Here is a 22,794-nt window from a genome sequence, read left to right as displayed (position 1 = left end):
GTCCACCCACCGCTCGCCTAACTATTTGGGGCTCGCTGAACTCAGCGAGCCCCAAATAGTTAGGCGAGCGGTGGGTGGACGCGGAGCCCGCCGGATGCTCGGCCTGCTGCGTTCACCGGGATGCCGCTCGGTACTCTGCGGCGGATCATCCTCACCGAGTCCGTCGTCCCGCTGTCGGCCGGCTCCGCGGTGCAGGGCCATCTGGTGGCCGCGATAGTGGTCTCCGGACCGACCAGCGGACGGGGCGGCCTCGACCTGCCCGGCGCCGACTACTACCTGATCCTCGCAGTCGGCGTGCTGCCGGCGGCCGTCGCGATCGTGGCCACCTTCGGCATGGCCACCGCGGTCGAGGCCACCCGTTTCGAACAGCCCAGGCTACCGGTCGGTGCACCGATTCCGGTGGAATCAGCCGGCTTCCGGCGGGTCGAGCAGCGGCACCCGGGCATGCTCGGCGAGCGGCAGCAGCCGCAGCCCGGCAGGGGCGTCCAGCGCCGCGTACACCCGTGCCGTCTCGGCGTCGCCGGCCTCGGCCGGGCCCATCGTAGCGAGCAGCAGAGAGCGCACGGCCGCGGTCTCCTCGGGCGTCAGCACCCGCGGCGGTGGCGCGGGATCGCGGGCGGCGAGCACGGCCAGCAGCAGGTTGCGCACCCGGGGTGCCCCGGCGGCCACCGCCGGCTGGTAGTAGGGCAGGTCGAGCACGGCGGCGCCGCGGCGCTGGTAGAAGGCCAGGCGCCGGGCCGGGTCGCCGTACTGGGGATGCGCGGCGAACAGCCCGGGGCGCTCGATCTCGGCGAGCACCGCACGCACGCCGGGCTGCGACAGCCAGCGCTGCACGCCGGCGGTGACCAGGGCCGAGCCGGTGCCGCCGCCCCGCCGGCCGCCGCCGACCGCGAGCCAGTGCACGAGATAGGCGGCGCCGTGGCGTCCGCCCACGACGGCCCCCAGGTAACCGTCACCGTCGCGGGCGGCCAGCACCTCGAACGTCCCGGACGCGGCAGCGGCGACGAACTCGTCGCGGCTGACCCGCTCGGTCGGCGGGAAGCTGGGCTCGATGATCTCGTCGTACAGCCGCGCCGCGCCGGCGGCGTCCGTCACGGGTCGAATCGATCGGCTCATCGGCACCTCCGTTCCCATCCAACCAGCGAACCGACGATGCTCACCGCTCGCCTAAGGAACCGCTGATCAATCATGTCCCGGCTGCGGCGTCCCCGGCGGGCGATCTGCGGCCCCCATCTCTTGCGCCGTACGTCCAGTACGCCCACAAGATCCGGGGTCCGCAGCTCATCCCGCCGGGCACGTCCTCGCTCGGAACAGCATTGATCAGCGCTTCCCTAACTACTTAGCGCTTGCCGAATTCAGCGAGCCCCAAATAGTTAGGCGAGCGGTGAGGGGCGAGGGCAGCGGTGAGCGCAGCGCGAAGGGCAGCAATCAGCCCGCGGTCAGCCACAGCGGCTGGTACGGACGGATCAGCAGCGTCTCGGGCGCCAGCGAGTAGTCGTAGCCGCTGATCTGCTCGACCGCGGAGTCGCCCAGCCGGGAACGCAGCACGTAGGCGGGCAGTTCCACCGCGTCCTCGCTGAAGTTGTAGACCTCGACCAGCGTGCCCTCGGGGTGATCGCGGGTGAGCAGCAGCACCCGCGAGTCGGGGCTGGGCAGCACCCGGGACTCGATGGACGCGTGCAGCTGCGGCAGCCGCTTGCGGACGCCGATGGTGTGCCGCAGGCCGGCCAGGATGCGTCCGGACGGGGTGCCCGGGTCGGCGTCGGCGGCAGCCACCGCGTCCCAGTCCATCCGTGGGCGGTGCACCCAGCGGTTGTCCGCGGCATGCTCCGGGTCGTCGACGTAGCCGTAGTCGTTCAGCTGGCCGATCTCGTCGCCCATGTAGAGCAGCGGGACGCCGCCGAAGCCGAGGATGGCGGTGTGCAACAGGTTGATCCGGGCGATCGCGTCGGACAACTGGCCGGCATCGCCCGCTTCGAGTGCCGCTTCCAGACCGGCCAGGCTGGCCATCGAGCCGCTGATCCGGCGGTCGTTGGTGACCGGGTTGTGCTGGAACACCAGGCCGCGGGCGAACGAACCCGGGTACAGCCCGGCGTAGAACTCCGACAGGAAGGCGCGGTGGGTGTAGCCCTCCAGGTAGGCGCCGCGGGCGTCGCTGTCGGAGACCGCCCAGCCGATGTCGTCGTGGCAGCGCGCGTAGGTGCCCCAGGTGGTGTTGGCCGGCTTGTCCGGGAAGTTCGACAGCGCCACCTCGAACAGCCGGGTGTGCCGGGACGCCAGAGCACCCCACAGCTGCACCATCAGCGAGTTGTGGTAAGCGAGGTCGGAGACCTTGCCGAAGTGCTTGCCCTGGCCCAGGTAGGTGATCAGGTCCTGCGGGCCGACGATGGCCTCGGCCTTCAGCGCGCAGGCCGGCGCCACGATCCGCAGCACGGCGCGCAGCGCCTGGGTGAGCTCGTGCACCTGCGGCTCGTTCTGGCAGTCGGTGCCGAGTTCCTTCCAGGTGAAGGCGATGGCGTCCAGCCGGAACACCTCGACACCGTTGTTGGCCAGGAACAGCAGCAGGTCGGCGAACTCGGCGAAGACGTCCGGGTTGGCCCAGTTCAGATCCCACTGGTAGGAGTTGAAGGTGGTCCACACCCAGCCCTGGGCCTCGTCGTCCCAGGTGAAATTGCCGGGCGCGAAGTCGGGGAAGATCTCCGGCAGGGTCTGCTCGTAGGCGTCCGGCATGGTGCGGTCGGCGAAGATGTGGAAGTAGTCGCGGTACTTCTGCTCACCGGCGCGGGCCCGGACGGCCCAGTCGTGCTCGCGGGCGACGTGGTTGAGCACCAGGTCGACGACCAGCGCGATGCCGTGCCGGCGCAGTGTGGTGGCCAGGGTGGTGAGGTCGTCCATGCTGCCCAGCCGGGGGTCGACCGAGCGGTAGTCGGCGACCGCGTAGCCGCCGTCGTTCTCGCCTTCCCGGGGCCGCAGCAGCGGCATCAGGTGCAGGTAGCTGACCCCGAGGGACTTCAGGTGGTCGATCCGGTCGGCCACCCCGGCGAGCGAGCCGGCGAACCGGTCGGCGTAGCAGACGTAGCCGACGGTGTCGGGACGCTGCACCCAGTCGGGGCTGAGCAGCCGGGACTCGTCCAGGATCTTCAGGTCGGTGCTGCGGGCGCTGAAGGCGCTGCGCATCAGGGTGGTCAGGCGCTCGAAGAGCTCCGGCGTGCGCTCGCCGTAGGCACCGGTCAACCCGCTGAGCAGGTCGGGCCCGTAACGGTCCATCCGGAGCTGAAAAGTGGTGTCCTCGTCGACCATGGCGGCAGCATAGAGCCTGACCCGAGGCAAACTCACATCGAGCCGGACGCCCGCGCGCGCCGTCCGCGGCGGTCGGGACGAGGATGATCCCAGCCCGTAGGCTGACCCCCATGGCTCACCTTCCGTTCGCCGATCCCGGCGCGCACGCCACCCTGCTTCCCGCCGATCCGGCCGCCTCGGTGGAGGCCGGCGCCGACCCGGTCGAGGTCGCCGCCGCCCATCCGAGTTCCAGCCTGGCCTGGGCGGTGCTGGCCGAGCGGGCGCTGGCCCAGGGCGACCGGGACGGTGCCGTCACCGGCTACGCGTTCGCCCGCACCGGCTACCACCGTGGACTGGACGCGCTGCGCCGCAACGGCTGGCGCGGTTCCGGTGCCGTGCCCTGGGAGCACGAGCCGAACCGTGGCTTCCTGCGCGCCGTCTGGGCGCTGGCGCAGGCCGCCCGGGCGATCGGCGAGGACGCCGAGTACGACCGCTGCGTGCAATTGCTGGTCGATTCCTCGGCCACCGGTTACGCCGAACTGGCCGGCGCGGCGAACGACTGACTCCGGGACCGGGGTTGACTCCGCTACGGAGGGACGGTTCTCTACGGGCCACTCGCGGCGCAGAAACGGAACGAAGAGAACCGTCCCCGCGTACCGCGTAGAACCGTCCCCGCGTACCGCGTAGGAGCGGTCCCGCGGACCAGGCGAGCGCCGGCGGCGGTGGCGTCGTCCGACCAGTCGGACGGCTCGAGGCACGCGCAGTGACTCCGTTAGGCTGTGCCGGTAAGGGCCCCCGTGCGGGCCGCTTTTCATGCCGGAGGGAAACCAGATGCCGGGCATCGTGGTCGTCGGAGCGCAATGGGGCGACGAGGGCAAGGGCAAAGCAACCGATCAACTGGGCGACCGGGTCGACTTCACGGTCCGCTATTCGGGCGGCAACAACGCCGGCCACACCCTGGTGGTGGGCGGCGAGCGGTACGCGCTGCACCTGCTGCCGTCCGGAATCCTCAGCCCGAACAGTGTGCCGGTGATCGGCAACGGTGTGGTGATCGACCTCGACGTGCTGTTCGCCGAGATCGAGGGGCTGGCCGCCCGTGGCGTGGACGCCGCGCGCAAGCTGCTGGTGTCGTCCAACGCGCACCTGATCACCCCGTACCACCAGACCATCGACAAGGTGTCGGAGCGCTTCCTCGGCAAGCGCAAGATCGGCACCACCGGCCGCGGCGTCGGCCCGGCCTACTCCGACAAGGTCAATCGCCTCGGCATTCGGGTGCAGGACCTGTTCGACGAGGAGATGCTGCGGGCCAAGGTCGAGGGCGCGCTGTGGCAGAAGAACCACCTGCTGGTGAAGGTCTACAACCAGCGGGCGATCGATCCCGACCAGATCACCGAGCGGCTGCTCAGCTACGTGGACCGGCTGCGTCCGATGGTGGCCGACACCTCCCGGGTGCTCAACGACGCCCTGGACGCCGGCGACGTGGTGTTGTTCGAGGGCGCCCAGGCGCATCACCTGGACGTCGACCACGGCACCTACCCCTACGTCACCTCGTCCAACCCGATCGCGGCCGGCGCCTGCACCGGTTCCGGTGTCGGGCCGACCCGGATCGACCGGGTGGTCGGCATCGCCAAGGCCTACACCACCCGGGTGGGGGAGGGGCCCTTCCCGACCGAGCTGCTGGACGCCGACGGCGACAAGATCCGCGCCGACGGTGCCGAGTTCGGCACCACCACCGGCCGGAAGCGGCGCTGTGGCTGGTACGACGCCCTGGTCGTCGAGGCCGCGGCCAGCGCCAACGCCTTCACCGACATCTTCCTGACCAAGCTGGACATCCTTTCCGGCTGGGAGAAGATCCCGGTCTGCGTCGCCTACGACGTGGACGGCGAACGGCACGACCGGCTGCCGATGACCCAGCACGACTTCGCCCGGGCCACCCCGATCTACGAACTGCAGGACGGCTGGACCGAGGACATCTCCGGCGCACGTTCGTTCGGTGACCTGCCCAAGAACTGCCAGGCCTACGTCCACCGGCTCGAAGAGCTCAGTGGTGCCCGGATCTCCGGCATCGGCGTCGGTCCCGGCCGCGAGCAAGTGGTCATGCTGCACGACCTGCTCTGAGATCGGGGACGGTTCTCAACGGTCGGGGACGGTTCTCGACGGTTGAATTTCGACGGTTTGGGGACGGTTCTCCACGATCTCGGACGCCGCGGGTGAGCCTCAGAGCACGTCCAGCATGTCCCGTTCGAAGGCTTCCACGGCCTGCTCGGTGAGACCCTGATCGAAGATGTCCGCCAGCACCGCGGGGGCCGCCGTGAACACCCGGACGCCGACGCCGGCCAGGGTCAGCACGTCGTCGGCGGACTTCAGCGAGGCCGCCATCACCAGCGGTCCGTAGCCGCCCTGGGGCACGATCGAGGTCATCCGGGCGAACTCGGCGACGGCGTCCCGGCCGGCCCGGCGCAGCCGGTCGAAGTACGGCGCCAGATACCGGACGCCCAGCGCCGAGCCGACCAGCGCCTGCTTGGCCGCGTAGACCGCGGTCATCAGCACCGGGACGTCCTGGGCGTGCAGCCGGCGGATCACGGACGCGCCGGCCTCGGTGCACGGCACCTTCACCGTGGCGTCCGGTGCCCACTCCCGGATCCGCATCGCGTTGCGGTACCACTCCTCGGCGCTGGCTCCCCAGGTCTGGAAGCACACCTCCCGCGCGCCGGCGTCAGTGGCCCAGGCGTGGATCAGCGGAATGTCGGACGCCCGCGCGCCGGCCCGGCGCAGGATCGTCGGATTCGTGGTCACCCCGGTGGCGACGCCGCTGCGCAGCCAGCGCTCGGCGTCCGTGCGGTCGGCGGAATCGACGAAGAAGACGATCGGATGGGACGGCACGGCGGACCTTTCGCTGCGGGCACTACGCACGCTACCGGCCCTCAGCCGGCCCGGCCACGGAGTTGGCTCAGTCGCTCTGGCCACGCTGGACGGCCGCCACGCCGGCCAGCATGATCACCCCGCCGACGAGCTGCAGCAGTCCGGGCAGCTCACCGAGCAGCAGCCAGGCCCAGGCCACCGCGAACAGCACCTCGGTCAGTCCGACGAAGCTGGCCACCGTCGAGCCCAGGTATTGCACGCCGACGAAACCCAGCGCATAGGCCGTCGCGGCCGCGACCAGGGCGAGCACCACCAGAGGCGCCCACCACGGCAGGGTCAGCCCGACGAAGACGACGTCGACGAAACTCGCCTGCAACGGCATCAGGCCGACCAGGCCGGCGATCGCGATGGTGAGGGTTCCGACCGCGAGACCCACCGAGACGAAGGTCAGCGGCGGCAGCTCCATCGGCCGGGCCGAGATGACGAAGTACACCGCCAGGCCACAGGCGGCCAGCAACCCCCAGGCGACGCCGCGCAGATCCAGACCGACCATGCCGCCCGGATCGAGCACCACCACCAGCCCGGCGATCGCCACCACGGTGCCGATCAGGGTCAGCCGGGACGGCAGCCGTCGGCTGCGTAGCGCCACCCAGACGACCACCAGCAGGATGGCCAGATACTCCATCAGCAGGGCGAGCCCGACCGGTACGTATTGGACCGCGTTGAAGAACGCCACCTGTGCGGTCGCCCCGCCGAACACGCCGTAGGCGAGCAGCGGACGCCATTGGCTGAGCAGCAGCTGCCAGCGGCCGCGCAGCACTATCAGGCCCGGGACCAACAGCACGATCGCGGCCAGTCCGAGCCGCACGGTGACCACGGCGCCAGCGCTCCAGCCGGAGGCCAGCAGCGGTTTCGCGAAAGCGCCAGCGGTGCCGAAGGCGCAGGCCGAGACCAGCGCGGCCGTCCAGCCGACCAGTGCCGAGTGGGGACGGCGGACGCCGACCTCCATGCGTTCGGCCACAATCTCAGCCATCTCCCACCTCCGTCATGATCAATCGGTTGTTATGCTCGTGACATCGTAGGCCGTGTCAGGAGTCATTGTGGAATTCACTCATGACGCAAGACTGTCGTTGCAGGCGCTCGCAGCCCTGGTCAACAGCCGTCGGCCCGACACCATCACCTGCCTGAGCGAGCTGGACGACTACTGCCGGCGCTGGCAGTGGAGCGGGAGCCGCACCCGGGACGCGGCGGAGCTGGCCGGCGTCCGAGCGTTGCGGGACCGGCTGTCCACCTTCTGGGATCGCGACGAGGTCGGGGTGGTGGCGCTGGTCAACGCGCTGCTGCGCGAGGGCGGCGCGCTGCCGCAGCTGGTCCGGCACGACGGGTTCGACTGGCACATTCACGCCACGGACGCCGCCGCACCGCTGCCGGTGCGGATGACGGTGGAGTTCGCCATGTCGATGATGGACGTGGTTCGCGCCGACAGCCTGGACCGGCTGCGGCGCTGTGCCCGTCCGGACTGCGATCAGGTGCTGATCGACCTCAGCCGGAACCGCTCCCGGCTGTTCTGCGACGCGACCTGTGGCAATCGGACCAACGTGGCGGCTTACCGTGCGCGCCGTCGTGCGGCAGGCTGAGCACATGACCGATTTCGATGAGCTGGCGCAGGGCTGGGACGCCGACCCGCGCCGGACGGAGCGGGCCCGCCGGGCGGCAGACGCGATCGCCGCCGCGGTTCCGGTTCAGGACACCATGCGGGTGCTGGAGTACGGCGCCGGTACCGGCCTGTTGGGGCTGGCCCTGGCCGGCCGGGTGCGCGAGCTGGTGATGCTGGACTCGTCGGCCGGGATGGTCGAGGTGGCCCGGTCCCGGATCGCCGAGTCGGGGCTGTCCAGCGTCAGCGCCGAACTCGGCGACCTGACCGTGGCGCCATGGGCCGGTGAGCCCTTCGACCTGGTGGTCAGCCTGATGGCGCTGCACCATGTGCCGGACGTCTGCCTGTTGCTGCGCCGGTTGAGCGAGGCGACCCGTCCCGGCGGTTGGATCGCCGTGCTCGACCTGGAACCCGAGGGTGGCGATTACCACGACCCCGGCTTCGAAGGGCACCACGGATTCAGCCGGGGCACCCTGCGCCGCGCCTTCGCCGCCGCCGGCTACGCCCGGGTCACGGTGCGCAACGCGCTCACCACCGAACGCGAGATCGACGGACAGCTGCGCCGCTTCGGGGTCTTCCTGGCCACCGCCCAGCGCGAGACGCCACCCCGTCCGGACGCCGGCTGACCCGAGGGGATCCGTTCGTGGAACGAGGGGCGGACGTCGGACAGCGACCGATTCGGCACCCGGCTGAGGCGGACGAGGCGAAACACCTCCCGAATCGGTCGCTCATCGGACGAGGGTCATCCGATGAGTGCTGTCGCTTCGGGGTCGTTCGGTGCCCGGGCCGCGTCCGGTGGCGTTCTTCTCGGTCGCGGGTACGACCCGGTGCGACTCCCTCATCGGCCTTGCCGGGCCTCCACCCCGCAACCGCCTACCCCCGGAGAACTTCCGCCGAACAGCACTAGTCTGACCCCGTGCACACCCAGCTCTCGGTCCTGATCCTCGGCAGCGGCGGACGCGAACACGCGATCGCGATCGCGCTGGCCGCCGATCCCGCCGTCACCCACCTGCATTGCGCACCCGGCAACCCGGGGACGGCGACCATCGCCAGCAACCACCCGGTCGACATCAACGACGCCCGCGCCGTGGTCGCGCTGGCTCGCCGGCTGCACGTGAACCTGGTCGTGGTCGGTCCCGAGGCGCCGCTGGTCGCCGGGGTCGCGGACGCCGTCCGGGGCGCCGGGATCGCCTGCTTCGGGCCGTCCGCGGCGGCCGCCCGGCTGGAGGCGTCCAAGGCGTTCGCCAAGGAGGTGATGGCCGCCGCCGGCGTCCCCACCGCACGCTCGCGCTACTGCGAGTCGCTCGCCGACGTCGAGCAGGCGCTGGACCATTTCGGCGCCCCGCACGTGGTGAAGGACGACGGACTGGCCGCCGGCAAGGGAGTCATCGTCACCGACGACCGCGCTGCCGCGCTTGAGCACGCGTCCGGCTGCCTGCCGGTGGTGGTCGAGGAGTATCTGGACGGCCCCGAGGTCAGCCTGTTCGCGATCACCGACGGACACACCGCGCTGCCGCTGCAACCCGCCCAGGACTTCAAGCGGGTCGGTGACGGCGACGCCGGTCCGAACACCGGGGGGATGGGCGCCTACACCCCGCTGCCCTGGGCGCCGCCCGGGCTCGTCGACGAGATCATGGAGAGCGTCGTCGAGCCCACCATCGCCGAGCTGGGACGCCAGGACACCCCCTTCGTCGGGCTGCTGTACGCCGGGCTGGCGCTCACCTCCAAGGGCCTGCGGGTGGTCGAGTTCAACGTCCGGTTCGGCGACCCGGAGACCCAGGCGGTGCTCGCCGCGCTCGATTCGCCGCTCGGCCAGGTGCTGTACGCGGCAGCCACCGGCAACCTGGAATCGATCGGTGAACTCGCCTGGAAGCCGGGATCCGCGGTGGTCGTGGTGCTGGCCGCCAACGGCTACCCGGGGACGCCGGAACTGGGCGGCGGCATCGCCGGCCCCCGGCTGTCCGGGTCCGCCGACAACGTCCACATCGTGCACGCCGGCACCGCTGTGGACGCCGACGGTGACCTGGTTGCCGCAGGCGGACGGGTGCTCGGCGTGGTCGCCCAGGCGTCCTCACTGGCCTCGGCCCGGCAGGACGCCTACGCCGCCATCGACGAACTGGACGCCCCCAGCCTGTTCTGCCGCCGCGACATCGCCGAGCGCGCCGAACGCGGCGAGATCGCCGTCTCGGACGCCTATCGGGTCAACTCGACCCTCGCCCAGTACGCCGCCGATGTCGCCGAAGGGGACGCCGGCGAGTGGTGACCCCCTGACCGCTCGCCCAGTGCGGCGCGCGATGTGGCGACCGCAGATCGCCCGTCCGGGTACGCCGTAGCCGGGACATGCTCGATCAGCGCTCGCCTAACTATTTCGGGCTCGCTGAACTCAGCGAGCCCCAAATAGTTAGGCGAGCGGTCGGGAGGGCGGGCGGCGGTCGGGTCGTGAAACGATGAACCCATGACCGTCCCCAATGTGCTGGCCACCCGTTACGCGTCCGAGGCGATGCGGGCGATCTGGAGCCCGGAGAACAAGATCGTCGCCGAGCGGCGGCTGTGGCTCGCGGTGCTGACGGCGCAGAAGGACCTCGGCGTCGACTTCGGTGGGGACGACCCGGCCGCAGTGATCGCCGACTACGAGCGGGTGATCGACCAGGTCGACCTGGCGTCCATCGAGGCCCGCGAGCGGGTCACCCGGCACGACGTGAAGGCCCGGATCGAGGAGTTCAACGCGCTGGCCGGCCACGAACACGTCCACAAGGGCATGACCAGCCGCGACCTGACCGAGAACATCGAGCAGTACCAGGTGCTCAGCGGGTTGAAGCTGGTCCGCGAGCGGATCGTCACCGTCCTGGTGTCGCTGTCTCGGCTCGCCGTCCAGTACCGCGATCAGGCGCTGACCGGGCGGTCGCACAACGTCGCCGCGCAGCTGACCACGCTGGGCAAGCGGTTCGCCACCGCCGCCGACGAGCTGCTGGTCGCCTTCGCCCGGGTCGACGAGCTGATCAACCGCTACCCGGCCCGCGGCATCAAGGGTCCGATGGGCACCGCGCAGGACATGCTCGACCTGCTCGGCGGCAGCGCCAAGAAGCAGTTGGCGCTGGAGTCGCAGATCGGCCAGTACCTCGGTTTCGCCCGCATCTTCACCTCGACCGGGCAGGTGTATCCGCGCTCGCTGGACTACGAGGTGCTGACCGCGCTGGTGCAGGTGGCGGCGGCGCCGTCCAATGTGGCGACCACGATCCGGCTGATGGCCGGGCACGAGCTGGTCACCGAGGGCTTCAAGGAGGGCCAGGTCGGCTCGTCCGCGATGCCGCACAAGATGAACACCCGGTCCTGTGAGCGGGTCAACGGACTCAGCGTGATCCTGCGCGGCTACGCCACCATGGTCGGTGAGTTGGCCGGCGACCAGTGGAACGAGGGGGACGTGTCCTGCTCGGTGGTCCGCCGGGTCGCGCTGCCGGACGCCTTCTACGCCATGGACGGCCTGTTCGAGACCTTCTTGACCGTGCTGGCCGAGTTCGGCGCCTTCCCGGCAGTGATCGAGGCCGAGCTGGCCCGCTACCTGCCGTTCCTGACCACCACCAAGGTGCTGATGGCCGCCGTCCGGGCCGGGGTCGGACGCGAAGCCGCCCACGAGGCGATCAAGGAGCACGCCGTCGCGGTCGCGCTCGACCTGCGCCGCGGCGCCCGCACCAACGACCTGCTCGACCGGCTGGTCGCCGACCCCCGGCTCGGGCTGACCCGCAAGCAGTTGAAGGCGACCCAGGCCGATCCGCTGGAACTCACCGGTGCCGCCCGCGACCAGGTGGACGACGTCGCCGACAAGGTGAAGCGGGTCGCCAAGCTCTACCCGGACGCCGCCGCCTACATCCCCGGCTCGGTGCTCTGAACCGAGTCGAGGAGTGGGACGATAGGAACCGTCCCCGGCGTCCCACAGGTACTACCAGTGGGACGAAAGGAACCGTCCCCGGCGTCCCACCGGCGTCCCGGTCTCAGTTCTTGATGCCGATCTTGGCGGTGCTGTTCGGCAGTTCCACATAGGTCTGGCCCGGCGCCATCACCAGCGGACTGCCGTCGTCCAGGGTGAAACTGAACGTCTCGGCGACGTCGCCCTTCTTCCAAGTGCCGGTGACGTATTTGCCGCCGTAGAAGTAGTGGAACGGGCCCGAGGTGTCGATGATGTCGTGGATCGGTTCGTCATGGCCGGTGCCGGAATAGATCTTGGCGTAATGCTGCTTGGCCCGGATGATCAGCACGTTCACCGGGGCCACTCGCTTGCCGCCGGTGAGGGTGTGCGGTCCCCAGGGCATGCTGCGCAGCCAGGTGCCGGACGATTCGTTCCAGGTATAGCCCATGTTGTAGCTGTTGCCGCTCTTCCACGGGACGCTGATGGTGCGGGCGGTCTTGCCGTCGACCGTGCTGGCCGCGCCGGCGTCGCCGAACGGGAAGTAGATCTCCTGCGGACCGTCGTGGAACTTCTTGGCCAGCTTGGCCAGCGCCGTCGGATGACAGAGCACGGCGCGGTCGTAGTACCGGACGCCGTTGAGCACCCGGATTCGGGACGAATCGATCGAGTACGCGCCGGTGCCCCTGGTGTTCATGTAGGACAACATGCCGTCGAGATAGTTGCCGTATTTCTGCACATAGTTGAGCACCCAGCCGGTGGCGCCGGTATTGCCGATCAGCGCGTGGATGGGGGACAGCAGCGGAATGTCGACCGGACGAATCGACCGCACCGGGCCGACCGCGTCCGGCATCGTCGAATGGAAGACCGGCACCAGCCGGGTTCCGCTGTAGCCGGCGGTGTCGCGATAGCCGTCCAGTTCGACGAACACGATGTCGGCCGCATCCAGCCCGCGCTGCGGATGCTCGTTGCGGTTGTCGGGCACCTTGACCGCGACGGCGGGGTGTTTCGCATCGGCCGGATTCTTGAGCAGTTTGCCGGAAAGCGGCCAGCGCGCCCGGGTGTCGACCGAGGGGCTGGGAGAGGGAGTTCCGGGCGGAACGTCCTGGGTCGGGGGGACGGAGGGAGCGGGTTGATCGGCACAGCCGGCGACCGCGACGCCTGCCGTGCCGAGCAGTCCGACGAGCGCCGTGCGACGGCTCAGTGCGTGCATGCCACACAAGCTACAACCATGTCCCTCAGGGACCGCGACGACACTGGCATCATGGGCTGGGCGCCGCTGTGGCGCGTCAGTTCCAGGAGGGTGCGGTGGCCGAACCGACATGGATCGAGCGCCATGTTCCGGGACGCCATGGGGACGTCCGGGTGCGCGAGTACCGGCCGTCCGAGCCGATCGGGCCGCGGCTGGTCTGGGTGCACGGCGGCGGCTGGGTGGTCGGAACCCTGGCCGAACCAGAGGCCCATCTGGTCTCGATGCGGGTGGCCGCCGCGGGCTTCCCGGTGACCAGCGTGGAGTACGGGCTGGTGCCGATGTTCCCCGTCGTCGGGCCGATGCGGTTGCGGCCCTCGCCGTTCCGCTACCCGGTCTCCCAGGACCAGGTGATGGACGCCTGGCTGGACGCCCGGGCCACCCACGGCGGCCCGATGTGGCTGGGCGGGGCGAGCGCCGGGGCCTGCCTGGCGGCCGCGGTGGCGCTGCGGCTGCGGGACGGCGAAGGGGAGGCGCCGATCGGCCTGGCCTTCCTGTACGGGCTGTTCCACGGCGTGCTGCCGCCCGCCTCGGCCTCGCTGCGCCGCCGGCTGTTCGGCCTGGCCGACCTGCGGGTGATGCAGGAGATGGTGCGCCGGGCCGCGGTGAACCATGTCGGCTCCGCGCAGGAACTGGCCAACCCGCACGTCTTCCCCGGGCTCGGCGACCTCACCGGCCTGCCGCCGGTGCACCTGCTGAACGCCGACCGGGACATCCTGCGCGCCTCGGCGGAGAACTTCGCCCACCGGCTCACCCTGTCCGGCGTCCGGCACGACGGCCTGTACCTGCCCGGTACCACGCACGGCTTCCTGGCCCGCCCCGAATCGGAGGCGTTCCGGCTGGGCACCCAGGCGCTCGCCGGCTGGATGTCCGCCTGATTGCGGGCCTCGACCTGGGTGGGTACCGATTTCCGCGCTCGATGCGCAGAAGTGGCCGACTCAAACGTTTGAGTTTCCATCGAGCGCGGAAATCGGTATTTCGTGCGATGGTGAAATCGACTGAAGGCGAGGAACTGTCGGGCTACCCGAGCCGGGGCAGCGCAGCGGAATACACCCAGGAGTCGATCAGCGCGGCCACGTCGGCGTCGGTGTAGCGCTGGGCGTGCGCCACGAACGCGGCGGTGGTCACGGTCGACCAGCGGTTCGCCGCCGTCCAGTCCCGCAGCATCGGGAAGAACGACTCGCCCAGTTCGCCGCGCAGCGCATGCAGGGTGAGCGCCCCGCGCTTGTACACCCGGTCGTCGAACATCAGCTCGCGGCCCGGGTCGCCCAGCAGCAGATCCTGCGGCAGGCCCTGCAGCCGCCGGTGATGCTCGGCGGCCAGATCGGCCGCGCCACGGCGTCCGGACGCCTCCGACCACAGCCACTCGCTGTAGCAGGCGAACCCCTCGTGCAGCCAGATGTCCCGCCAGGACGCCGCGGTCAGGCTGTTGCCGAACCATTGGTGGGCCAGTTCGTGCGCCACCAGCCGCTCGTTGTCCCAGCCGGCCACCACATGGTTGGCGCCGAAGGTGGACAGGGTCTGCGCCTCCAGCGGGATCTCCAACTCGTCGGCGGTGATCACCGCCGCGTAGCCGCCGAACGGGTACGGTCCGAACAGCTCGGCGAAGGTGTCCACCATGGCGGCCTGCCGGGCGAACGCCGTCCCGGCCCCCACCCCGACCCCGCGTGGATGCACCAGCTCGACCCGGTCGCCGGCGCGCGTGGTGGCATAGCGCCCGATGTGCAGCACGGCCAGGTAGGACGCCATCGGCTCGCTCTGCCGGTACCGCCAGGTGGTCCGTCCCGACCGCTTCTCCCGAGCCTCCAGGACGCCGTTGGCGACCACCCGATAGCCGTCCGCCACGGTCACCGCGACCCGGTAACTGGCCTTGTCGTCCGGGCGATCGTTGCACGGGAACCAGGACGGCGCACCGCACGGCTGGGACGCCACCAGCACCCCGTCGGTGAGCTCCTCCCAGCCCACCGGCCCGAACACGCTGGGGATCGGACGCGGCTTGCCGGCGTAGTCCACCTCGACCTTGAGCCGGCCGCCGCGCTTGGTCTTCGAGCCCAGGTTGATCCGCAGCTTGCGTTCCCGGTGGGTGTAGCGCGCCTGGCGTCCGTCCACCCGGACCCGGGAGACGTTCAGCCCGTACAGGTCGAGGGCGACCTGGTCGAGTTCCTCGACGGCCTCGACCTCCAGCACCGCCCGGCCGGACAGGTGATTGGTGGCGACCTTGTAGTCCAGGTCGAGCCGATAGGAACGGACGGCGTAGCGCCGGTTCCCGTGACCGGGGACGTACGGGTCGGCAGCGGGCATCATTCCTCCGTGGACGGCCAGGGTTGTTACGGCTGGGGCTCTTCCGTAGACGAGTGGGACGCCGGCCAGGGAGCGATCGGGTTTCCGATCCATCGGGTCTTGTCAGGGACGGATTCACCGCGCATGACCAGCGATACCGGCCCGATCGTAGCGTGTCGTCCTACGGTCGCCGCCGGCAGGATCACACTGTTCGGCCCGAGCGTCGCCCCGGCCCGCAGCGTGACGGTGTCCATGCTCAGCACCCGGTCGTGGAACAGGTGGGTCTGCACCACGCAGCCGGCGTTCACCGTCACCCCGGCGCGCAGGTCGATCAGGTCGGCCTCCGGCAGCCAGTAGGTCTCGCACCAGACCCCCTGGCCGACCTTGGCGCCCATCGACCGGAACCAGGCGTTGAGCGCCGGCGTCCCCATCGTCGGGTGCGCGAACCAGGGCGCGGCCAGCATCTCGACGAACATGTCGGCCAGCTCGTTGCGCCACACCAGCGAGCTCCACAGCGGGTGGTCGGACGGCCCGAGCTTGCCCAGCAGCAGCCACTTCGCCACCGTCGCGGACGCGGCCGCCAGCACGCCGCCGACGCCCAGCACCACCCCGGACAGGACGCCGGCCAGCAGCCAGCCGGCCTGTGCCAGAGCGATCAGGGCCGTCACGCACAGCGCGGTCAGCGCCGCCAGGGTGAGCGGCGCGATCAGCCGGCAGACGTCCACCGCGGCGCGCGCCACCTTGAGCCGGACGCCGGGCGCGTAGGTGCGGGACTGGTCGGCGCTGGCCGCGGTGCGGCGCAGCTTGGTCGGCGGGGAGCCGATCCAGGACGTCCCGCGCTTGGCCCGACGCCGGCTGGGGGCCGCGGACAGCACCGCGACCAGGCCGCCCTTGGGCACCTTGCGGCCCGGTGCGGCCATCCCGGAGTTGCCGACGAAGGCGTGCTTGCCGACCCGCACCTCCTCGATCCGCAACCAGCCGCCGCCCAGCTCGTAGCCGCCGATCAGGGTGTCGTCGGCCAGGAAGGCGCCGTCGTCCACGGTGACCAGCTTGGGGATCAGCAGCACCGTGGACGCCTCCACCTCCTTGCCGATGGTGGCGCCCAAAGCCCGTAGCCAGGCCGGAGTGGCGAAGCTGGAGTAGAGCGGGAACAGCCAGCTGCGGGCCTCGTCCAGGACCCGGATCGTCGACCAGGCCTGCCAGGCGATCCGGGACTGCACCGGATGGTGCCCGGCCTTCAGCCCGACGCCGAGCAGCCGCACCAGCGCCCCGATCAGCACGGTCAGGGTCAGGTAGCCGACCAGCACCGCGGGCAGCAGCAGGGGCCAGATCCCGGCCAGCGCACTGCCCACCGAGGTGGACGCCGCCAGCGCCGGCCACAGCACCGCGAACCCGGCCAGGGTGGCCAGCATCGGCAGCGCCGCGATCAGCACGCCCATCGCGGCGTAGCCGACCAGCCAGGCCGGGTTGTTGTTCGGCCGCTCCGGCCACGGCCCGCGGGCCTGGTCGCGCACCTTCACCGCCGGGGAACCCGACCAGTACTCGCCGTCGCCCACGGCGCCGAACACCGACGACCCGGGCGCCACCTCGGCGCCGGCACCGACGTCCGCGCCGGCGCACAGGGTGCTGCGGGCGCCGATCCGGGCGCCCCGGCCGACCCGGACGGAGCCGATGATCAGCCGGTCGCCGTCCAGCCAATGGCCGCTCAGGTCCACCTCGGGCTCGATCGAGCAGGCGTTGCCCAGTTCCAGCAGCCCGGTGATCGGCGGGGCGCTGTGCAGATCGACGTGCCGCCCGACCCGGGCGCCGAGCAGCCGGGCGTACCAGCGCAGCAGCACCGCGCCGGCGATCGATTCGACCCCCATCTCGTCGGCGAACCGTTGCGCCAGCCACAACCGGAGATGCACCTTGCCGCCGCGCGGGTAGCTGCCCGGACCGATGCCGGCCAGGATGATCCGGACGCCGAGCGCGGTCAGCAGCATCCGTCCCGGGGTGACGATCATCAGCGCGGCGCCGATCAGGATCCACCACCACGAGATGGTCGGCAGCCAGGCCAGCCCGGCGGCATGCGCCAGGTTCGCCGCGGCGGCCGCCCAGATCGTCCAGCGCAGCCCCGGAATGGTGCGCAACGGCAGCAGCGCCCACAGCTGGCCGCGCTGGGTCTTCACCGGCACCGGACGGACGTTGGAGTTGAGTTGGGATGCCGGGGTGGCCATCTCGTCCAGGTGCGCGGCGAGATCCGCCAGCCGCGGATGGTCGTAGATGTCGGCGACGGTCACCTCGGGGTGGCTGCGGCGCAGCAGCGACACCATCTGCGCCGCGGTCAGCGAGCCGCCACCGAGGTCGAAGAAGTCGGCGTCCAGTGCGCCGACCCGGGTGCCGAGCACGGCCTCCCAGTGGTCGCGCACCATCGCCTCGGTGCCGGCCAGTTGCAGTTCGGACGCGCCGCCGCCGGCGTCCGGCAACGGCCAGGGCAGCGCGTCCCGGTCGATCTTGCCGGAGGTGCGGGTGGGCAGTTCGTCCACCACCGCCAGCCGCGGCACCAGCGGGGCGGGCAGCCGCTCCCGCAGCGTGGCCAGCGCGGCGTGGGCGTCGAAGCCGTCCTCGACGGCCAGGTAGCCGACCAGCAGCTGGCTGCCCGACCCGGTGCGCCGGACGGCGGCCGCGGCCCCGCTGACCCCGTCCAGGTCGAGCAGCGCGTTGTCGATCTCGCCGAGCTCGATGCGGCGTCCGCCGACCTTCACCTGGTCGTCGGCGCGGCCGACGAAGAGCAGCCCGGCCTCGTCGTTCACCACCAGGTCGCCGGAGCGGTAGGCGCGGTCCCAGCCCAGCGACGGCAGCGGGGCGTACTTCTCGGCGTCCTTGACCGGATCGAGGTAGCGGGCCAGCCCGACGCCGCCGATGATCAGCTCACCGGTCTCACCCGGCCCGACCGGGTTGCCGGCCGGGTCGACGACGACCAGATCCCAGCCGTCCAGCGGCAGCCCGATCCGGATCGGCGGCTCACCGGTCAGCTTGGCGCCGCAGGCCACCACGGTCGCCTCGGTCGGCCCGTAGGTGTTCCACACCTCGCGTCCGGGGGTGACCAGCCGGGCACCCAGGTCGGGCGGGCAGGCCTCGCCGCCCAGGATCAGCAGCCGCACCCGGCGCAGCGCCTCGGCCGGCCACAACGACACCAGGGTGGGCACCGTGGAGACCACGGTGATCCGGTTCGCCTGCAGCCACGGCCCCAGATCCATCCCGGAGCGGACCAGCGAGCGGGGCGCCGGCACCAGGCAGCCGCCGTAGCGCCAGGCCAGCCACATCTCCTCGCAGGACGCGTCGAAGGCCACCGACAGCCCGGCCATCACCCGGTCGCCGACCCCCAGCGGCGCGTCGGTGAGGAAGACCCGGGCCTCGGCGTCCACGAAGGCGGCGGCGTTGCGGTGGGTGACCGCTACCCCCTTCGGCTTCCCGGTGGAGCCGGAGGTGAAGATCACCCAGGCGTCGTCGTCCGGGCTCGGATCGACCCGCTCGATCGCCGGCCGGGCCGGTCCGCGGGTGTCGATCTCCAGGTTGTTGCCGATCACCGCGCGGGCGCCGGCCTCGGTGAAGACGGTGCGGGCCCGCTCGTCCGGGTCGTCGGCGTCCACCGGGACGTAGGCGGCGCCGGCCAGCAGGATGCCCATGATCGCCACGTACAGATCGGTCGTCCCGGACGCGATCCGCACCCCGACCTTGTCGCCCGGACCGATGCCGAGCTCCGCCAGCTCGTCCGCCAGCTCGTCGGCGGCGTCGGCGAACTCGGCGTAGGTGAGCACCGCGGCGCCGTTGTCGAGGGCCTCGGCGTCGGCGCATTCGTCCACGGTCTCCCGGAAGACGTCCACCAGGGTGCGGGGTGACGGTGCCAGGCTGCGGCGCAACAGGCTCAACGAGGGCTCCTCGATCGGCGGGGCTGGGGCGGCCCCTGGGTGGGTCTGCATTATCGCCCGCGCGGGCGAACGGCAGGTGAACAGACGCGCGGTGCCGGCCGGGAGGGCAAGGGACGCCGCCGGCCGAGTCCCCGTGCTACGCGGGACAGACCCCTCGTTCCACTTGGCTGGGATGTGGTGCGTGGGTGGTCCGTGGGGACAGACCCCTCGTACCACTTGGCTGGGATGTGGTCCGTGGGTGGTCCGTGGGGACAGACCCCTCGTTCACTCGGCTGGCGAGGGACGCCGGGGGCGACTGTCGCTGACAGCTCGGCCGGAGTACCGTTGACCTCCGGTATCACTCCGCTGGAAGGGAGGCGCGTCATGTCCGTCACTGTTCTGGACGCGTTCGCGTCCCGTCCGTCCGAGGCCCGCATTCACTGATTCCGCGGCCGTCCGCCGCAGCGCCGGGCCTCCTCCCGTAGGAGAAACCCGTTGTCAACAGACAATCCCGCAGCCTTCGACTGGGCTGCGTTGAGCTATACCGAAATATCCGAAGATCTGGACGACGATCAGCGCTGGTCGACCTGGCGCAGCGTCGACCGACTGTCGCGCGGCCCGAAGCCCCGGCCGCGCTGGCTGGTCACCTCACAGGCCGCGCTGGACACCGAGCTCGGCATCCTCAAGACCGGCAAGGAGGCCGACGTGTTCCTGCTGGAACGCGCCGTCCCCGGGGGCGAGTCCTGCCTGCTCGCCGCCAAGCGGTACCGGTCCTCGGAGCACCGGCTGTTCCACCGCGCCAGCAGCTACACCGAAGGACGCCGCGGCCGGGACAGCCGGGAGAACCGGGCCGTCCGGCTCAAGTCCGGCTTCGGCCGGCAGATCGAGGCCGCCCGCTGGGCGCAGGCCGAGTTCAGCACTCTGAAACGACTCTGGGAGGCCGGCATCCGGGTGCCCTATCCGGTGCAGGTGGACGACCGGGAGATCCTGATGGAGTTCATCTGTGACGGGGACGCCGCCGCACCCCGGCTCGCCCAGTGCAGCCCGTCACCGGAGCAGTTGCGCTGGCTGTGGCCGCAGCTGGTCGAGGCGCTGATCCGGTTGGGTCGGCTGCAACTCGTGCACGGTGACCTCAGCCCGTTCAACGTGCTGGTCCGCGGCCTGGACGGCCCCGAACCCGAGCTGGTGATCATCGACGTCCCGCAGGTGCTCGACCTGGTCAGCAACCCCAACGGCTTCGGCTACCTGGAGCGGGACTGCCGCACCATGGCCGACTGGTTCGTCCGCAAGGGTGTCGAGGTGGACGCCGGCGCACTCGTGGCCGAGGTGCTGGGAGCCGCCTGGTGACGTCCCTAGACTGAGCGCCGTGACCGACTTCGCCCTGGACCTGCCGCTGATCCACGCCGGGAAGGTGCGCCGGCTCTACGCCATGCCGGACGGCACCATCCTGATGGTGGCCACCGACAACATCTCCGCCTTCGACCAGGTGTTGTCGACGCCGATCCCCGACAAGGGCGCGATCCTCAACCAGCTGTCGCTGTGGTGGTTCGAGCAGCTGGCGGACGTGGTCGGCAACCATGTGGTCAGCACCGACGTGCCGGACGCGGTGCGTGGTCGCGCGGTGATCGCCGAACGGCTGGACATGGTCCCGGTCGAGTGCGTGGCCCGCGGTTACCTGACCGGCTCCGGTTGGGCCGAGTACCAGGCGTCCGGCACGGTCTGCGGCATCGAGTTGCCGCCCGGGCTGGTGGACGGCTCCCGGCTGCCGCAGCCGATCTTCACCCCGGCGATCAAGGCGCCGCTGGGGGAGCACGACGAGAACGTCGACTTCGCCACCATCGTCGAGTTGCACGGGCAGGAGCTCGCCGACCAGCTGCGCGAGCTCACCCTGGCCATCTACGCCCGCGCCGAGGGCATCGCCCGAAGCCGCGGGATCATCCTGGCCGACACCAAATTCGAGTTCGGACGCCGCCCCGACGGCAGCATCGTGCTCGCCGACGAGGTGCTCACCCCGGATTCCTCGCGGTTCTGGGACGCCGAACTCTGGCAGCCCGGGGTGGCGCTGCCGTCCTTCGACAAGCAATTCGTCCGCGACTGGCTGACCCGCGAATCGGGCTGGGACAAGGCCTCCGACACCCCGGCACCGCCGCTGCCGGACGCCGTCATCGCCGCCACCCGGGCCAAATACGTGGAGGCCTACGAGAAACTCACCGATCGCGCCTTCTCCGCCTGACCACTGCGGGCACCCGATCGCCCGACGGTGGGACGCCGGGGACGGTTCCTTTCGTCCCACTGGTACTACCTGTGGGACGACGGGGACGGTTCCTTTCGTCCCAACCGATCGCGTGGGACGACGGGGTGGGACGCCGGGGACGGTTCATTTCGTCCCACCGATCGCGGCGGTGAGAGCGTCCGGACGCCGCCGCAGGCACCGATAGGGTGTGCTGCATGGCGCGCGTGATCGTGGATGTGATGCCCAAGCCGGAGATCCTGGACCCTCAGGGCAAGGCCGTCACCGGAGCCCTGAAGCGGCTCGGGTTCGACGGGCTGACCGTCCGGCAGGGCAAGCGGTTCGAGGTGGACGTCGAGGGCGAACTCACCGACGAACGACTCGACCAGGTGCGTGAGGCGGCCGAGAAGCTGCTGGCCAACACCGTGATCGAGGCCTTCGACGTCCGGGTCGAGCAGTGAGCCGGATCGGCGTCGTCACCTTCCCGGGTTCGCTGGACGACCACGACGCGCAGCGTGCGGTCAAGCTGGCCGGCCATGAGGCGGTCGCGCTGTGGCACGCGCACGAGTCGCTGCAGGGCGTCGAGGCGGTGATCCTCCCCGGCGGCTTCTCCTACGGCGACTACCTGCGCTGCGGCGCGATCGCCCGGTTCAGCCCGATCATGACCGAAGTGATCGAGGCGGCGAACCGGGGCCTGCCGGTGCTGGGCATCTGCAACGGCTTCCAGGTGCTCTGCGAGTCCCACCTGTTGCCCGGCGCGCTGATCCGCAACGACGTCCGCACCTTCGTCTGCCGCGACCAGAAGCTGCGGGTGGACTCGGTGGACACGGTCTGGAGCTGCGCCTTCGAGCCCGGCCAGGAGATCACCATCGTGCTGAAGAACGGCGAGGGCGGGTTCGTCGCCGACCCCGACACCATCGCCCGGCTGGAGGGTGAGAACCAGGTCGTCTTCCGCTATCTGGACGTCAACCCGAACGGTTCGCTGAACGACATCGCCGGCATCACCAACAGCCGCGGCAATGTCGTCGGCCTGATGCCGCACCCCGAGCACAACATGGAGGAGCTGACCTCCCCGAGCCTGGACGGCCGCACCTTCTTCGCCTCGCTGGAACGGTTCCTGGCCGCCACCGTCGCGAGCTGACCCGGACGCCGGGCTGGATCAGCTCGTGGATCTGTTCCGGACGCCGGGGTGATCTCGACGCGGATTTGATCCCGACGCCGAACTGACCCCGTCCCGGCACCGTCGTCGCGGGCCGGCCTCACTGCTGGAAGAGTTCCCGGAGCCGGTCGGCGAGATGGCCGAACAGCGCCGGGTCGACGCCGAGCACACGGGCCCCGACGATCACGATCACCCCGAGCACGACCAGGCACAGGACGAAGCCGACGAGTCGCCCGAACCAGCCACGGGCCGGCGCCGGGGTGCCGGTCCGGGCCCGCAGCGCGGCCCGC

At 70.9% G+C, this 22,794-nt stretch carries 19 protein-coding genes; 11 read left to right on the top strand and 8 right to left on the bottom strand.

What is annotated here, in order from left to right:
• Window positions 1-405: 405 nt before the first annotated feature.
• Window positions 406-1,116, bottom strand: a complete 711-nt coding sequence (locus tag QM582_RS04900) for a hypothetical protein (RefSeq protein ID WP_415082268.1) — start codon at window positions 1,114-1,116, stop codon at window positions 406-408.
• 312 nt (window positions 1,117-1,428) lie between these two features.
• Window positions 1,429-3,300, bottom strand: a complete 1,872-nt coding sequence (locus QM582_RS04895) for an amylosucrase (protein ID WP_415082267.1) — start codon at window positions 3,298-3,300, stop codon at window positions 1,429-1,431.
• 110 nt (window positions 3,301-3,410) lie between these two features.
• Between QM582_RS04895 and QM582_RS04890 the strand changes: the two genes are divergently transcribed.
• Both QM582_RS04890 and QM582_RS04885 read left to right on the top strand, forming a co-directional pair.
• On the top strand, window positions 3,411-3,842 hold the full coding sequence (locus QM582_RS04890) for a DUF3151 domain-containing protein (protein ID WP_415082265.1): 432 nt from the start codon (window positions 3,411-3,413) through the stop codon (window positions 3,840-3,842).
• Window positions 3,843-4,110: 268 nt separating this feature from the next.
• Complete coding sequence (locus QM582_RS04885) at window positions 4,111-5,397, top strand: adenylosuccinate synthase (protein ID WP_415082263.1); 1,287 nt, start codon at window positions 4,111-4,113, stop codon at window positions 5,395-5,397.
• Between the two features lie 99 nt (window positions 5,398-5,496).
• Here the strand turns inward: QM582_RS04885 and QM582_RS04880 are convergent, their stop codons facing one another.
• Both QM582_RS04880 and QM582_RS04875 read right to left on the bottom strand, forming a co-directional pair.
• Complete coding sequence (locus tag QM582_RS04880; protein WP_415082261.1) at window positions 5,497-6,162, bottom strand: transaldolase family protein; 666 nt, start codon at window positions 6,160-6,162, stop codon at window positions 5,497-5,499.
• 67 nt (window positions 6,163-6,229) lie between these two features.
• Window positions 6,230-7,174 (bottom strand): EamA family transporter, encoded by a 945-nt coding sequence (locus tag QM582_RS04875; protein WP_415082259.1) that lies wholly within the window; start codon window positions 7,172-7,174, stop codon window positions 6,230-6,232.
• 67 nt (window positions 7,175-7,241) lie between these two features.
• Between QM582_RS04875 and QM582_RS04870 the strand changes: the two genes are divergently transcribed.
• The 4 genes from QM582_RS04870 to purB all read left to right on the top strand — a co-directional run bounded on the left by QM582_RS04870 (window position 7,242) and on the right by purB (window position 11,681).
• Entirely contained in the window at window positions 7,242-7,778 is a 537-nt protein-coding gene (locus QM582_RS04870; RefSeq protein WP_415082257.1) for a CGNR zinc finger domain-containing protein, read from the top strand.
• A 4-nt stretch (window positions 7,779-7,782) separates the two neighbouring features.
• On the top strand, window positions 7,783-8,421 hold the full coding sequence (locus QM582_RS04865) for a class I SAM-dependent methyltransferase (RefSeq protein WP_415082255.1): 639 nt from the start codon (window positions 7,783-7,785) through the stop codon (window positions 8,419-8,421).
• A 290-nt stretch (window positions 8,422-8,711) separates the two neighbouring features.
• Window positions 8,712-10,058: a phosphoribosylamine--glycine ligase gene (gene purD, locus QM582_RS04860; protein WP_415082253.1), complete on the top strand. Its 1,347-nt coding sequence runs from the start codon at window positions 8,712-8,714 to the stop codon at window positions 10,056-10,058.
• Between the two features lie 192 nt (window positions 10,059-10,250).
• Complete coding sequence (gene purB, locus QM582_RS04855; RefSeq protein ID WP_415082251.1) at window positions 10,251-11,681, top strand: adenylosuccinate lyase; 1,431 nt, start codon at window positions 10,251-10,253, stop codon at window positions 11,679-11,681.
• Window positions 11,682-11,784: 103 nt separating this feature from the next.
• Here purB and QM582_RS04850 read toward each other — a convergent pair whose 3' ends face one another.
• Complete coding sequence (locus QM582_RS04850; RefSeq protein ID WP_415082249.1) at window positions 11,785-12,909, bottom strand: DUF3048 domain-containing protein; 1,125 nt, start codon at window positions 12,907-12,909, stop codon at window positions 11,785-11,787.
• A gap of 95 nt (window positions 12,910-13,004) precedes the next feature.
• Between QM582_RS04850 and QM582_RS04845 the strand changes: the two genes are divergently transcribed.
• Window positions 13,005-13,823, top strand: a complete 819-nt coding sequence (locus tag QM582_RS04845; protein WP_415082247.1) for an alpha/beta hydrolase — start codon at window positions 13,005-13,007, stop codon at window positions 13,821-13,823.
• A 142-nt stretch (window positions 13,824-13,965) separates the two neighbouring features.
• Here QM582_RS04845 and QM582_RS04840 read toward each other — a convergent pair whose 3' ends face one another.
• Together QM582_RS04840 and QM582_RS04835 are read right to left on the bottom strand one after the other, a co-directional pair.
• Entirely contained in the window at window positions 13,966-15,246 is a 1,281-nt protein-coding gene (locus tag QM582_RS04840; protein WP_415082245.1) for a M1 family metallopeptidase, read from the bottom strand.
• A gap of 26 nt (window positions 15,247-15,272) precedes the next feature.
• Window positions 15,273-19,136, bottom strand: a complete 3,864-nt coding sequence (locus QM582_RS04835) for a Pls/PosA family non-ribosomal peptide synthetase (RefSeq protein WP_415082244.1) — start codon at window positions 19,134-19,136, stop codon at window positions 15,273-15,275.
• 474 nt (window positions 19,137-19,610) lie between these two features.
• Between QM582_RS04835 and QM582_RS04830 the strand changes: the two genes are divergently transcribed.
• From QM582_RS04830 to purQ, 4 genes are all read left to right on the top strand, one after another.
• Window positions 19,611-20,462 carry a serine protein kinase RIO gene (locus QM582_RS04830; RefSeq protein ID WP_415082242.1) on the top strand — a complete coding sequence of 284 codons (852 nt, stop codon included), beginning with the start codon at window positions 19,611-19,613 and terminating at the stop codon, window positions 20,460-20,462.
• A 19-nt stretch (window positions 20,463-20,481) separates the two neighbouring features.
• A complete protein-coding gene (locus QM582_RS04825; protein ID WP_415082240.1) occupies window positions 20,482-21,348 on the top strand; it encodes a phosphoribosylaminoimidazolesuccinocarboxamide synthase in 867 nt (288 codons plus the stop codon).
• A gap of 215 nt (window positions 21,349-21,563) precedes the next feature.
• Window positions 21,564-21,806 carry a phosphoribosylformylglycinamidine synthase subunit PurS gene (purS, locus tag QM582_RS04820; RefSeq protein WP_415082238.1) on the top strand — a complete coding sequence of 81 codons (243 nt, stop codon included), beginning with the start codon at window positions 21,564-21,566 and terminating at the stop codon, window positions 21,804-21,806.
• Window positions 21,803-22,486, top strand: coding sequence for a phosphoribosylformylglycinamidine synthase subunit PurQ (gene purQ / locus QM582_RS04815; protein ID WP_415082236.1), 684 nt, complete (start codon window positions 21,803-21,805; stop codon window positions 22,484-22,486). The genes purS and purQ overlap by 4 nt, the downstream gene beginning before the upstream one ends.
• Window positions 22,487-22,604: 118 nt before the next feature.
• Here purQ and QM582_RS04810 read toward each other — a convergent pair.
• The coding region (locus QM582_RS04810) for a hypothetical protein (protein WP_415082234.1) at window positions 22,605-22,794 on the bottom strand (190 nt) is incomplete at its 5' end.

This window comes from Micropruina sp. (assembly GCF_047607385.1).
GTDB lineage: Bacteria > Actinomycetota > Actinomycetes > Propionibacteriales > Propionibacteriaceae > Micropruina.
Note: the sequence above shows the minus strand (reverse complement) of the source record. Positions and strands in the feature narration are given on the sequence as shown.